The sequence below is a fragment of the Azotobacter beijerinckii genome (assembly GCF_900110885.1).
Lineage (GTDB): Bacteria > Pseudomonadota > Gammaproteobacteria > Pseudomonadales > Pseudomonadaceae > Azotobacter > Azotobacter beijerinckii.
Genome location: NZ_FOFJ01000082.1, coordinates 1 through 12,536 on the forward strand (window position 1 = coordinate 1; position 12,536 = coordinate 12,536).

The window sequence follows — 12,536 nt, forward strand, 5'->3', positions numbered from 1 at the left end:
CAGGGCAAGCTGATTTACCACACGACCACCGACACCGTGACGACGAAGGTGGTCATCGAGGCTTTCGATCGCCTGCTCGAACAGAAGTCGCCGGAGGCCTTTGCGATCGTCGTGCTCGGCAATGCCAGCATTCATCGCTCGGCCTTGTTTCTGCGCAAGGAACTGGAGTGGAGAGCGCAACGGCTCTACGTGATCTTCCTGCCAACGTACTCACCTGAGCTCAACCTGATCGAGATCCTCTGGCGGAAAATCAAGTACGAATGGCTGCCTGTAACGGCTTACCAGAGCTTCCTGTCACTCACCAGCCATGTGCTCGAGGTACTATCAGGTTACGGCGAAAAATATCGGATTAATTTTGTATACTAACTTACCTGAGCGGCGCTCCGGCTCCCGCCGCGGAAAGCCTGATGCGCTCGCGCTACAGTGCCTATGCGCTGGGCAATATCGACTATCTGCTGCAGACCACCCTGCCCGCCCAGCAAAGCGGCCTGGATCGCGAGGCCATACGCACCTGGAGCCTGCAGAGCACCTGGCTCGGCCTGGAAGTCGAGGCGGTCGAGCTGCCCGCCGGGCAGCCGGAGCATGCCTTCGTCACCTTCAGCGCGCGCTGGCACGATGCCTCGGGCGCACACGCTCATCGCGAACGCTCCGCCTTCGTGCGCCATGCCGGCCGCTGGTACTTCATCGACCCGACCGTCCCGCTCCAGGTGGGGCGCAACGATCCCTGCCCTTGCGGTAATGGACTAAAATTCAAGAAGTGTTGTGCCGACGCCCTGCGCCAAACGTCCCAAGCACTGGAGGGGTAGGTTCTTTTTGCGAGGAGTCCAAATCCCTGCCAGGCTCGCGAAGCGGCAACAGTCTTGCATTCGAGAATATCTCTTAATCGATGCGATACGCTCGTCGCCCCGCCAAAACCCCAGTCCGGAAATCGGGTATATACGGTGACGACTCGAAGAAGCAGTGCATGCTCCCTGTCCGCACGGGGCACGGGCGCCCCCGGATCAGGGTGCTTCCAAATGCAGACCGGAGATGTCGGGAAGCGGTCCGGCCGGCGCCGCTGGAACCGGCCCCATGTCGCTGCCGACCGGCGCCAGGCTCAGGCCGCTCAGATCCAGGCGCGGCGGCACCGCGGCGGGCTTGGGCTCCAGCAGATCGGCGCCCGCCGCAGCGATCCCGAAGTCCGGTGCCTCCACCGCGGCAAAGGCTGCCATGTACGCATCCCGCGGCACCACTACGAGAGGTCGACGGGTGGGGTGGGAACGATCGGCAGAAAGGTCGGTTTCTTGCCGTGGAGCAAGCGGCGCCTCCTCCTCCATCGGCAGAATGTCCACGCGGGCACCGGCTCGCGCCAGAGCGGCCCGGTACTTCTCGGCCTCGTCGGCCTCCAGATTGCCCTTGAGGGGCACGCGCCGACCGGAAAACAGTGTGGCGATGCGTGCGGCATCGGCGCGAAACAACTTGGCCAGATTGGCCTGAACCAGCTCCGGAGAGGCTCCGTGCACCAGCTGACCGGAAAAAACGATCTGATAGCGGCTCATGGTCATACTCATCTCCCAATCGTCGGGCAGTATGGCGCAGTTTTTTTTCGGCCAACAAGCGCGGGAAGCGGGCAAAAGAGCCTTCTGCGAAGCAGATCATCCAGCGCCCCCCGGTCGGTCCGGCAAAGGTTGCAGCCAGACAGCCGCTTGCTACACTGACGCCCCCTTTGGAGTTCAGCATGTTTTTCCAGGCACGCATCACAAGAGTTCTAGGCCTGTTGGGATTGCTTGGCCTGCTCTGTGGTCTTGCCGGCTGCTCCACCTGGCTGACCGGGGCCTTCAAGGATCCCGACGTCCAGCTGGTCAAGATCGACGTCGTCAAGGTCCGCCTGCTGGAGCAGCAGTTCGTCCTGCGCTTTCGCATCGACAACCCCAACTGGACGAGCCTGCCGATCCGCGGCCTGGACTATGAGGTGTTCCTGAACGACATCCGCCTGGCCAAGGGAGCATCGAACAAGTGGTTCACCGTGCCTGCCCGCGGTCGCGAAGAATTCGACGTCCTGGTCACGACCAACCTCTGGCGGCATATGAAGAGCATCGTCAAGCTGCTGAAAAAGCCTGATCAGCCGATCCACTACCAGTTGCAGGGCACGGCCAAGACGGGGCTGCTGTTCGGACGCGGAGTACTGGTTTCCCGCTATGGCGAGATAACCCCCAGCAACTACCTCCAGGACTGACCCCGCATGAGTCCGCTGATCGTCGGCCTGCTGCTGGCCGCCCTGCTGATCGTGCTGGCCCTGAGCGGCGTGGCCTTCGCTCTCTGGCGGCAGGTATGGCTCCGCCAGAAAGCCCGCAAGGCGGCCGAAGAGGAGTGCCAGACGCAGCTCGCCGAGCATCTGCGCCTCCTCGCCGGCAGCCTGCTCGACGGGCAACTGCCACTGGTCGAAGGCGCCATCCGCATCAAGGCCCTGCTCGAACACTACGACCCGCAGCTGAGCCGGAGCGAACGCTGCCGGGTTTTCCACGAACTCGGCGAGGCCACCGCCCACATCCCCACGCATGCAGCCTGGAAAGCCTTGGACAGGGCGCAGCGGCGGCATTACGAAGCACTGTTCAGCAGCCTCGAACTGCGGCACAAGGCGGCCGCCCGCAGCTCGGCGCGCTGGCTGCTGGAAGAAGGACTGGCCGCGCGCCGATGAAAAAGACTCGGCCGGCTTGCCAGCCACAGACCGGCTCCCTACCTTAGGGCACCCACCCCGTACCCCAGGGGCCGTAGCCTGCCCATTGCCCCGCTACCCCGTGCTCGAAGGAACCCGCCGCATGCGCTCGCGCCCGTTTCGTCACCTGTCCCGCCTGACCCTCGGCGCCGGACTCGCGTCCCTGCTCGCGCTCGCCGGCTGCCAGACGGTGGTCGACAAGCGCTATGCGGACAGCCTGCCGCCCGCGCAGGGCGTCCTGCACCTCCAGGGACTGACGGACAGCGCGGTAGTGCGGCGCAACACCCTCGGCATGCCGCTGATCGAAACCCGCAACGAGCACGACGCCCTGTTCGCCCTCGGCTATGTGCATGCCAGCGACCGCCTGAGCCAGATGGTCGGCCTGCGCCTGATGGCCGAAGGGCGACTGGCCGAGATGCTCGGCCCGGGCGTCCTCGACATCGACCGTTTCATGCGTGCGATGGGCCTGCGGCGTCAGGCCGAAACGCTCTATCGGAACGCCTCACCACAGCTGAAGCAAGACTTCGAGGTCTACGCCCGGGGAGTCAATGCCTTCCTGTTCCGCCACCGCGAGCGGCTGCCCATGGACCTGGCCGAGTCCGGCTACCAGCCGCCGTACTGGAGCGCCGAGGACTCGGTGCTGCTGTTCTGCCTGCTGAGCTTCGGCCTGTCGACCAACCTGCAGGAGGAGATCGCCGCCCTGCAGCTGGCGCAGAAGGTCGGAGCAGAGCGGCTGGCCTGGCTGACGCCGACCTACCCCGACGATCCCCTGCCGGTCGAGGAAGCGGACAAGCTCAAGGGCCTCGACCTCAAGAGACAGATCCCCGGCCTCACCGCGCTGGAGCAGGCTGCCGGACAGGTTGCCGCGCTGAACATGCTGGGCGTCGCCGCTTCCAACAACTGGGCCATCGCGCCGCGCGGCAGCCGGCTCGGCAAGAGTCTCCTGGCCAACGATACCCACCTGCCGCTGACCCTGCCCTCGCTGTGGAACTTCGTGCACATCCGCACGCCGCAACGCCAGACCGCCGGGGTCTCCGTCGCCGGCATTCCGGCGGTGGTCGCCGGCTTCAACGGCCAGCTAGCCTGGGGCATGACCATGGTCATGGCCGACACCCAGGACCTGTTCCTCGAACGGATCAGAAGCGAAGGCGGGCGCCTCCACTACCTCGCCGACGGCCAGTGGCTGCCGGCCCGCGAGCGCCAGGAGACCTTCATCGTCAAGGGCGCGCAGCCGATCCGCGAAACCGTGTACGAGACCCGCCACGGTCCGCTGCTGAACAGCGTGCTCGGCGAGCGCAAGCATCCGCTGCAGCCGTTGCCGGTGGCCAGCAGCCATGGGTTGGCAGTGCAGACACTTCCGCTCGACGACGACCGGAGCCTGGACGCCTTCATCCAACTGTCCCGTGCCCGCTCGGTGGGCGAGGCCTTCACGGCGGCCGGCGGGCTGCGCGCCATGGCGCTGAATCTGGTGTTCGCCGACGCCGAGCACATCGGCTGGCAGGTGACCGGACGCTATCCCAATCGCCGCGGCGGTCTCGGCCTGCTGCCCTCCCCCGGCTGGGACGGCGCCTACGACTGGGACGGCTTCGCCGACCCCATGCTCCACCCCTACGACCAGGACCCGGCGCAGGGCTGGCTGGGCACCGCCAACCAGCGCACGGTGCCGCGCGGCTACGGCATGCAGCTGTCCAGCACCTGGTACTACCCGGAACGCGCCGAGCGCATCGCCGAGCTGGCCGGCCGCGGTCGCCACGATGCGCAGAGCATGATTGCCATGCAGTACGACCAGACCACGCCCTTCGCCGCCAAGCTCAAGACCATGCTCACCGCACCGAGCATGGCCGGACCACTGCGCCAGGCCATCGAGGCCCTACCGCCGGCCGAGCGCGACAAGGCCCGCGAAGCCCTGACCCGGCTGCTCACCTTCGACGGCCGGCTCGCCGCCGACTCGGCGGACGCCGCCCTGTACGGCGCCTTCCTGCAGGAGAGCGCGCGGCAGACCTTCCTCGACGAACTGGGGCCGGACGGCAGCCCCACTTGGCAGGCCCTGCTGCAAATGTCCAGCCTCTCCTACTCGGCCCAGGCCGACCATCTGCTCGGTCGCGAGGACAGCCCGTTCTGGGACAACATCGCCACCCCGCAGCCCGAGGACAAGCCGGCCATCCTCGCCCGCAGTCTGGCGGCTGCGGTGGGCCATCTGGAAAGCCGGCTCGGCAGCGACCGCAGCGCCTGGCAATGGGGCAAGCTGCACCGCTATCAGTGGACCAGCGACAGCACCCGGCTGGCGCCCTACCTCGGCGCCAGCCAGCGCACCGCACTCCACGCACTCGGCGACTACCTGAACCGTGCACCCCATCCCGCCGGCGGCGACCACGGCACGCTGAACGTTTCCGCCTATCGCTGGGGACAGGACTTCGATGCCTGGCTGATCCCGGCCATGCGCATCGTCGTCGACTTCGCCCGCGAGGAGCCCATGCTCGGGCTGAACAGTACCGGCCAGTCCGGCAACCCGGCCAGCGCGCACTACAAGGACGGCATCGACGCCTGGCTCGAAGGGCGCTACATGAGCTTCCCGTTCAAGGCGGAGAATCTGGACAAGACCTACGGCAGCCAGCGTCTGCTGCTGGCGCCGTAGGCTCGAGGTGGATTGGCCCGGGGGGCCACGAACGAATCAATCCCGACGCCCTCATCGCTGGTGGCCGGGTTGGGTTTGCTTGTCAGCCCAACAGGCGCCGGGCTGTATTTCTTGGGTGAGCGCTGCCGCGCGCCTCAGCCCGTCTTCAGGATGCCGCTCAGGGTGATGCCGTAACGCTCGAACAACTGCAGCGCCGGCTCCTTCGTTTTCGCTCCGTTGCCGCCGCCATTGTCCTGGCGCTCGAAGCCTTCGCGCTTCGCCAACTCCATAACCTTCCGGCTCGCTTCCTCCAAACTGGGTTTGGCCGCCGACTCGGTCACCATTTTCACCGTGTTCCCATCCTTGTTGAACGTGATCGACCATGTAGCCATGTCGTGTTCCTCCGTTTTCACCGTCAATGCAAGTGCGCGGTAGACTTTTCGGTCCAGCCTAAAATCAGACTAGACCCCCTTTGCGCAACTCGCCACTCGGCCAAATATGACTAGGCTTTTCTGAGAATCCTGCCACCGCCCGCCTACGGGTCCGCCCGACGCGGCAAGGGCTCCAGGAGGCTTGCATGAAAGCGCTTTTCGAGGCCCGGGAACATGCGGAGCTGCTGCGCCGCCACGCCATCCCCCTGCCCGCGCTCGACAGCGAGGCCTTCGCCGCGCTGTTCGACCGCTACGGCGAGGCCCGCGTGGTGCTGATCGGAGAGGCCAGCCACGGCACCTCCGAGTTCTACCGCACCCGTGCGGCGATCACCCGGCGACTGATCGAGCGGCACGGCTTCACCATCGTCGCCGTCGAGGCAGACTGGCCGGACGCCGCACAGATCGATCGCCAGGTGCGCCGCCAGCAGCCTCCCGACTGGGAACGCCTGGCCTTCCAGCGCTTCCCCACCTGGATGTGGCGCAACCTGGAGGTCGCCGAATTCTGCGACTGGCTGACCCGCTTCAACCGGGAGCAGCCGGACGAGCGGCGCGTCGAGTTCCGCGGCCTGGACGTCTACAGCCTGGGTGCCTCGATCGGCGCAGTGCTGGACTATCTGGACAGGACCGACGCCCAGGCCGCCCGGGACGCCCGCCAGCGCTACGGCTGCCTGACGCCCTGGCAGGATGCGCCCGCGAAGTACGGACACGATGTCCTCTACGGCCGCCGGTCCTGCGAGGACGCGGTGGTCGAACAGTTGCGCAGCCTGCTCGAGCTGCGCCTGGAGGCACTCGGCCAGGATGGCGAGGAGCTCTTCGACGCCACCCAGAACGCCCGCGTGGTGCGCGCCGCCGAGCACTACTACCGGATCATGTACCACGGCTCGAGCGCCTCCTGGAACCTGCGCGACCGGCACATGTTCGACACCCTGCGCAGCCTGCTGGAGCACCGCGGCCCCGAAGCCAGGGCGGTGGTCTGGGCGCACAATTCGCACATCGGCAACGCCGACGCGACGGCCATGGGCTGGGCCGGCGAATTCAACATCGGCGAGCTGTGCCGCACCGCCTGGGCGCAGGATGCCGTGCTGATCGGCATGGGCACCGACCGCGGCGAAGTGGCGTGCGCCAGCGCGTGGGACGAGCCGATGCGCATCAAGCAGGTCCGCCCCTCGCGCCCGGACAGCTGGGAGCAGCGGTTCCTGCGCACCGGCATCCCCGCCGCCCTCACCGACTGGCGCGGCGAGCAGTCCGCCGAGCTGCGCGCTGCGCTCTCCGAGACCCTGCTGGAACGTGCCATCGGGGTGATCTACCGACCGGAGAGCGAGCGCCAGAGCCATTACTTCGAAGCGGTGTTGGCCGAGCAGTTCGACGCCTGGATCTGGCTGGAGGAGACCCACGCCGTGACACCCCTGGGGCCCCGCCAGCCGCAGGCGGGGCAAGCCGATACCTACCCGTTCGGAGAATGACCCCATGCCTGGAACCCGCCATGCCCCCCACCTGTTTCTCGACCGCCGCAGCGCCGGCCTGGCGCTGGCCGAAGCGCTGGTGCCCCATGCGGCCGAGCGCCCGCTGGTGCTCGCCCTGCCCCGCGGCGGTGTCCCGGTCGCCTTCGAGGTCGCCAGGACGCTGCGCACCGAGCTGGACATCCTGCTGGTGCGCCGGATCGGCGCCCCCGGATACACCGGGCTCGGCCTCGGCGCGGTGATCGACGGCGCCGATCCGCAGTTCGTCGTCAACGAGGAGGTGATGCGCCAGGTCCGTCCGCCGGACGGCTGGTTCGAGACGGAAATGCAGCGCCAGTTGCTGGAGTTGGAACAGGCCCGGCGGCTGTACTGCAGCGAGCGGCCGGCCTCCGTGAGCGGGCGCTGCGTGATTCTGGTGGACGACGGCATCGATACCGGTGCCAGCGTGCGGGCGGCCCTGAAAGGCCTGGCCAAGGCCGCTCCCGAACGGCTGATCCTCGCCGTGCCGGTCGCCCCGCGGGAGATCGTCGCGGACCTGCAGCCACTGGTCGACGAGTTGGTCTGCTTGGCCATGCCCGAGCCCTTCGGCTCGGTCGGGCGGCACTATGCCGACTTCGCCGACACCACCGACCAGGAAGTCGCCGACCTGCTGATGGAGGCACGGGGCACCACCTGAGATGCTCCCGCTGGCCGGCAGCGTCCAACCCCCGCGGCTGCTTGGCCAGCCAACGGACTCCAGCGCCTGAACTATGCTCTAGCAGCGCCCGGTTCCCTCAGCGGGAGCATTCGGCCCGACCCTTTCCCGAGTCGACCAGACCGCCCGGACAAAACGCCCCGTGCACCCAAGGAAAGGAATTCGCCATGTCGCCGAAACCCGCCCCCGACCAGCAACTGCCCGAAGCCCTGCTGGATGTGCTGATCCGCGCCGGTCTGATCGCCATCCTGGCGATCTCCTGCTATCTGGTCTTCAGTCCCTTTCTCGATCTGATGCTCTGGTCGCTGATCCTCGCGGTCATGCTCTATCCGCTGCAGCGGCGGATCGCCGACCGCCTGGGCCACCACGAAGGCCAGACGGCCAGCCTCATCGTGGTGGCCGGGCTGATGATCCTGATGGTGCCGACCTACCTGCTCGGCACCTCGCTGGTCGACTCGGCGCAGCAGGTCATGGAAACCGTCAGGGACGGCTCCCTGAACATTCCGCCGCCGTCCGAGTCGGTGGCCAACTGGCCGGTGATCGGCCAGCCCGTGCACGACCTCTGGCAACAGGCGGCTTCCGACCTGTCCGGATCGATAGAGAAGTACAGGCCGCAAATCCGCGAACTCCTGCTCGGCCTGCTGACCAGGATCGCCGGCATCGGTGCCGGCTTTCTGCTCTTCATCGGCGCCCTGATCATCGCCGGCATCATGATGGCCTTCGGCGAACTCGGTCATCGCAGCGCCCATCGCATCGCCGCACGGATCGTCGGCCCGGAAAGAGGCGAAACGCTCGTCGAGCTGTGCACGGCCACCATCCGCACCGTGGCCCAGGGGGTGCTCGGCATCGCCTTCATCCAGATGCTGCTGATCGGCGTCGGCTTCGTGGTCATGGGCATCCCGGGTGCCGGCCTGCTGGCCCTGGCGGTCCTGCTGCTCGGCATCATCCAGGTGCCGGCGACCCTGGTCACCATTCCGGTCATCGCCTACGTTTTCTCCAGCGAAGGCCCCAGCATGACGACCATCGTATTCGCCATCTACAGCATCCTCGCCGGCCTGGTGGACAACGTGCTCAAGCCGCTGCTGCTCGGCCGCGGCGTGGACGTGCCCATGCCGGTGGTGCTGATCGGCGCACTCGGCGGCATGGTGACCAGCGGCATTCTCGGCCTGTTCATCGGGCCGATCGTCCTCGCCGTGGGCTATCGCCTGTTCTGGCAATGGGTGGACAACCAGGCCACGGTCGACGAAAGCAGCGCCGGCGAAGCCGCGAAGCAGAACCGGCAGTAGCATCGCCCGCTCGCCCCGCCATGCCGACATGCGCTTTCGGTCTGCCCTGCTGCTGGCGACCTGCGTCCTGGGCAGTTGCATCCGCCCAGGGCCGGACTTCCAGTCGCTCCGCGAGCCCTGGATCGACCACTGGGACAACGAAATGCTGGCCCAGACCAGCGCCATGCATGTGCAACCGGGCAACCGCCAGTGGCGGACGCAGCCTGGTGATCCCCTGCTCGACCGGCTGATCGCCTACGCCGATGCGCACAATCCCGACCTACGCATCCGGAAGGTCCGGATGGAAGCCCCGGTGGTCGGGGTCGCGCCCGAGGTGGCCGGCCGCGCGATCCAGGTCGAGGTGCGCAACAACAAGGGCGTGGACGCCGGACAACTGCTCTTCGAACTGGCCCCGTAGCCCTACCGGATCGCCGTCGAACGGGCCAGCACCGAGCTGGAAAACGTGCACCGGCAGTCCCGTGCTGCCCCTGATCGCCATCGACGCCCGCCCTGGCCGGGCTCCTGGCTGAACGGCACCGTCTCCCTGATCATCCTGCTCGGCCAGTCGCTGCAGGACAGCGCGACCGGCAAGGACGTCTACACCGCCTTCGCGGTGCGCATGGAGCTGTTCGTCGCCGTCACCCTGTAGCCTGCGCGGCGGTCTACCTGATCGACCTGCGGCGCCTGCGCCGGCCGATTTCCGCTACCTGATGGGAGGCTGCCATGCTGCTCAATCTGTTGACCGGAATCCCCGCCATGCTGATCTGCCTGCTGTTCCAGGCGATCTTCATGGCTCTCTGTCTGCGGCAGTACGCGCGCTTTCGCCGACGGCACGACATGCAGGGCAGGCCACTGCAGCAGATCGCCTTGCTCGCCCTGGTGATGCTGCTGGCGATGCTCGGCAACTTCCTGCAGATGGCCGCCTGGGCCGGGCTGTTCGTACTGGTCGGCGAGTTCGCCGATTTTTCCACCGCGCTGTATCACTCGGGGGTGAACTTCGCCACCCTGGGCTACGGCGACATCGTCATGTCCGAACGCTGGCGCTTGCTGGGCGCACTGGAGGCGGCCAACGGCATCCTCATGTTCGGCGTCTCCACCTCGATGATGACCGCGGCACTGACCGACCTGATCCGGCACAGCAAGCCCAGCCCGCCCGACGAGCCATAAGCCGCGGACGGGGTCGGCGCGGACGGATCAAGCCTTGGGCAGGGTGACCCCGGTCTGCCCCTGGTACTTGCCGCCGCGGTCCCTGTAGGAGACCTCGCAGGGCTCGTCGGACTCGAGGAAGAGCATCTGCGCCACGCCCTCGTTGGCGTAGATCTTCGCCGGCAGGGTGGTGGTGTTGGAGAACTCCAGGGTCACGTGGCCTTCCCACTCGGGCTCCAGCGGCGTGACGTTGACGATGATCCCGCAGCGCGCGTAGGTACTCTTGCCCAGGCAGATGGTCAGCACGTTGCGCGGGATGCGGAAGTATTCGACGGTGCGCGCCAGGGCGAAGGAGTTCGGCGGGATGATACAGACGTCGCCCTTGACGTCGACGAAGCTCCTCTCGTCGAAGTTCTTCGGGTCGACGGTGGCCGAGTGGATGTTGGTGAACACCTTGAATTCGTCGGCGCAGCGCACGTCGTAGCCGTAGCTGGACACGCCGTAGGAGATCACCCGGTCGGCATCCGCACCGCGCACCTGGCGCTCGACGAAGGGCTCGATCATCCCGTGCTCGAGGGCCATGCGGCGAATCCACTTGTCCGATTTGATGCTCATGGCGGGTTGTCCTGCTGGGCTGTTGGCGAAGGTGGGACGCATCTTACCGGCGGTCGATGCGCCGTCAAAGCACGGCGCCGGACACAGGGCAAGGGCGTCCCGCTCAGTCTTCGGTAATCACGATGGGCGGCATCGACTGGGCGACGATCTGCCGGCTCTGCACGAGACGTGCGCCGACCGTGCGGGCCATCTGCTGGTAGATCAGGGCGACCGGACTGTCCGGATCGGCGATCACCGTCGGCCGGCCGGCGTCGGCCTGGCTGCGGATGTCCATCGACAGCGGCAGCGAGGCGAGCAGGTCGACGCCGTATTGCGCCGCCAGCTTCGCGCCGCCGCCTTCGCCGAACAAGTGCTCGGCATGGCCACAGTTGGAGCAGATGTGCACCGCCATGTTCTCGACCACGCCGAGCACCGGGATGTTGACCTTGCGGAACATCTCCACACCCTTCCTGGCGTCGAGCAGGGCCAAATCCTGGGGCGTGGTGACGATCACCGCGCCGGCCACCGGCACCTTCTGCGCCAGGGTCAGCTGGATGTCGCCGGTGCCGGGCGGCATGTCCACCACCAGGTAATCGAGGTCCTCCCAGTCGGTCTGGGTCGCCAATTGAAGGAGCGCGCCGGAAACCACCGGCCCGCGCCAGACCATCGGCGTGTTGTCGTCGGTCAGAAAGGCCATCGACATCAGCTGCACGCCGTGGGCCTGCAGCGGGACGAAGGCCTTCTGGTCGCGGACCTCGGGCCGGGTACCCTCGGGAATGCCGAACATGATGCCCTGGCTGGGGCCGTAGATGTCCGCATCCAGCATGCCGACCCGCGCGCCTTCGCGAACCAGGGCCAGGGCCAGGTTGGCCGCGGTGGTGGACTTGCCCACCCCGCCCTTGCCGGAGGCCACGGCGATGACGTTCTTCACCCCATGCAGTCCCTGCACCTGCCCCAGCGCCTGATGCGGGGCGATCGTGCAGTCCACCTGCACCCGGGCCTCGCTCACCCCGTCGAGCCTCTTCAGACCGGATTCGAGCAGTTGCGCCCAGCCGTCCTTGAACAGCCCGCCGGCATAGCCGAGTTCCAGGCGCACGCTGACCTGGCCGCCCTGGATGGCGATGTCGCGGACGCAGCCGGCGCTGACCGGGTCCTGGTTGAGATGCGGGTCGAGGTACTGGCGCAGCGCGGTTTCCACCGCTTCGCGGGTGACGGACATGGGGTGCTCCCGAGAAAGACCGAGTAAAACAGACGGCCATGATAACCGAGGCCGGCCCGCTCGCCGATGGGGAGTCGCACCTCGGCAACGCCACTGGATACCGAGCGGCCAAGAGCAGGCGACCGCACGGGGCATGACCGCCGCCAAGGCCGGAGCCGCACCGTGCGCTCCGGCGGCAGGGCAATCGCGCTATGAGGCATCCGGGCCAAACAGCAGTTGGGTTCGGTACTGCGCATTGGTGCAGGCCCGCATGCGCCGCCTGCCAATGCTCAGTTGACTGCTGTCGTTCTGTCGTATCAGGTTCAGTGCCGCACGGCGTATCACGGCCAGGTTGCTGGCCGAGTGGTCCTTGCGACTGCGATTGGCATCCTCGCGAAACTGCACATCCAACACCCAGTGCTGGCTGTTCTCAATGGCA

At 67.0% G+C, this 12,536-nt stretch carries 15 protein-coding genes and 1 pseudogene; 11 read left to right on the forward strand and 5 right to left on the reverse strand.

Annotation, left to right across the window (positions count from 1 at the left end):
- Both BMY22_RS20990 and BMY22_RS20995 read left to right on the forward strand, forming a co-directional pair.
- Nucleotides 1-366: transposase (locus BMY22_RS20990; RefSeq protein WP_208599361.1), on the forward strand; the 366-nt coding region annotated here is incomplete at its 5' end.
- A complete protein-coding gene (locus BMY22_RS20995; protein ID WP_090625182.1) occupies nt 360-806 on the forward strand; it encodes a YchJ family protein in 447 nt (148 codons plus the stop codon). The genes BMY22_RS20990 and BMY22_RS20995, both read left to right, overlap by 7 nt.
- A 195-nt stretch (nt 807-1,001) precedes the next feature.
- Here the strand turns inward: BMY22_RS20995 and BMY22_RS21000 are convergent, their stop codons facing one another.
- Complete coding sequence (locus BMY22_RS21000) at nt 1,002-1,538, reverse strand: hypothetical protein (protein WP_090625201.1); 537 nt, start codon at nt 1,536-1,538, stop codon at nt 1,002-1,004.
- Between the two features lie 179 nt (nt 1,539-1,717).
- Here BMY22_RS21000 and BMY22_RS21005 point away from each other — a divergent pair, with 179 nt between their 5' ends.
- From BMY22_RS21005 to BMY22_RS21015, 3 genes are all read left to right on the forward strand, one after another.
- Complete coding sequence (locus BMY22_RS21005) at nt 1,718-2,215, forward strand: LEA/WHy family protein (protein ID WP_170849308.1); 498 nt, start codon at nt 1,718-1,720, stop codon at nt 2,213-2,215.
- 6 nt (nt 2,216-2,221) lie between these two features.
- Nucleotides 2,222-2,677 carry a DUF2489 domain-containing protein gene (locus BMY22_RS21010; protein ID WP_090625183.1) on the forward strand — a complete coding sequence of 152 codons (456 nt, stop codon included), beginning with the start codon at nt 2,222-2,224 and terminating at the stop codon, nt 2,675-2,677.
- A gap of 121 nt (nt 2,678-2,798) precedes the next feature.
- Nucleotides 2,799-5,330, forward strand: a complete 2,532-nt coding sequence (locus tag BMY22_RS21015; RefSeq protein ID WP_090625185.1) for a penicillin acylase family protein — start codon at nt 2,799-2,801, stop codon at nt 5,328-5,330.
- 134 nt (nt 5,331-5,464) lie between these two features.
- Here BMY22_RS21015 and BMY22_RS21020 read toward each other — a convergent pair whose 3' ends face one another.
- Nucleotides 5,465-5,701 carry a hypothetical protein gene (locus tag BMY22_RS21020; RefSeq protein WP_090625186.1) on the reverse strand — a complete coding sequence of 79 codons (237 nt, stop codon included), beginning with the start codon at nt 5,699-5,701 and terminating at the stop codon, nt 5,465-5,467.
- A 185-nt stretch (nt 5,702-5,886) separates the two neighbouring features.
- Here BMY22_RS21020 and BMY22_RS21025 point away from each other — a divergent pair, with 185 nt between their 5' ends.
- From BMY22_RS21025 to BMY22_RS21050, 6 genes and pseudogenes are all read left to right on the forward strand, one after another.
- Nucleotides 5,887-7,203, forward strand: a complete 1,317-nt coding sequence (locus BMY22_RS21025) for an erythromycin esterase family protein (protein WP_090625188.1) — start codon at nt 5,887-5,889, stop codon at nt 7,201-7,203.
- 4 nt (nt 7,204-7,207) lie between these two features.
- A complete protein-coding gene (locus BMY22_RS21030; protein ID WP_090625190.1) occupies nt 7,208-7,876 on the forward strand; it encodes a phosphoribosyltransferase in 669 nt (222 codons plus the stop codon).
- 185 nt (nt 7,877-8,061) lie between these two features.
- Entirely contained in the window at nt 8,062-9,180 is a 1,119-nt protein-coding gene (locus BMY22_RS21035; protein ID WP_090625191.1) for an AI-2E family transporter, read from the forward strand.
- Nucleotides 9,181-9,208: 28 nt separating this feature from the next.
- Nucleotides 9,209-9,577, forward strand: a complete 369-nt coding sequence (locus BMY22_RS21040) for a biotin/lipoyl-binding protein (RefSeq protein WP_090625193.1) — start codon at nt 9,209-9,211, stop codon at nt 9,575-9,577.
- A 96-nt stretch (nt 9,578-9,673) separates the two neighbouring features.
- Nucleotides 9,674-9,870, forward strand: a pseudogene (locus tag BMY22_RS21045) (DUF2955 domain-containing protein); the annotation flags it as partial.
- 12 nt (nt 9,871-9,882) lie between these two features.
- Nucleotides 9,883-10,326 (forward strand): potassium channel family protein, encoded by a 444-nt coding sequence (locus BMY22_RS21050; RefSeq protein ID WP_090625196.1) that lies wholly within the window; start codon nt 9,883-9,885, stop codon nt 10,324-10,326.
- Nucleotides 10,327-10,353: 27 nt separating this feature from the next.
- Here BMY22_RS21050 and dcd read toward each other — a convergent pair whose 3' ends face one another.
- The 3 genes from dcd to BMY22_RS25315 form a co-directional block, all read right to left on the reverse strand.
- A complete protein-coding gene (gene dcd / locus BMY22_RS21055) occupies nt 10,354-10,920 on the reverse strand; it encodes a dCTP deaminase (protein ID WP_090625198.1) in 567 nt (188 codons plus the stop codon).
- Nucleotides 10,921-11,023: 103 nt separating this feature from the next.
- Nucleotides 11,024-12,118 carry an iron-sulfur cluster carrier protein ApbC gene (gene apbC, locus BMY22_RS21060; protein ID WP_090625199.1) on the reverse strand — a complete coding sequence of 365 codons (1,095 nt, stop codon included), beginning with the start codon at nt 12,116-12,118 and terminating at the stop codon, nt 11,024-11,026.
- Between the two features lie 189 nt (nt 12,119-12,307).
- A partial coding sequence (locus BMY22_RS25315; RefSeq protein ID WP_167363782.1) for a transposase occupies nt 12,308-12,536 on the reverse strand: 229 nt, incomplete at its 5' end.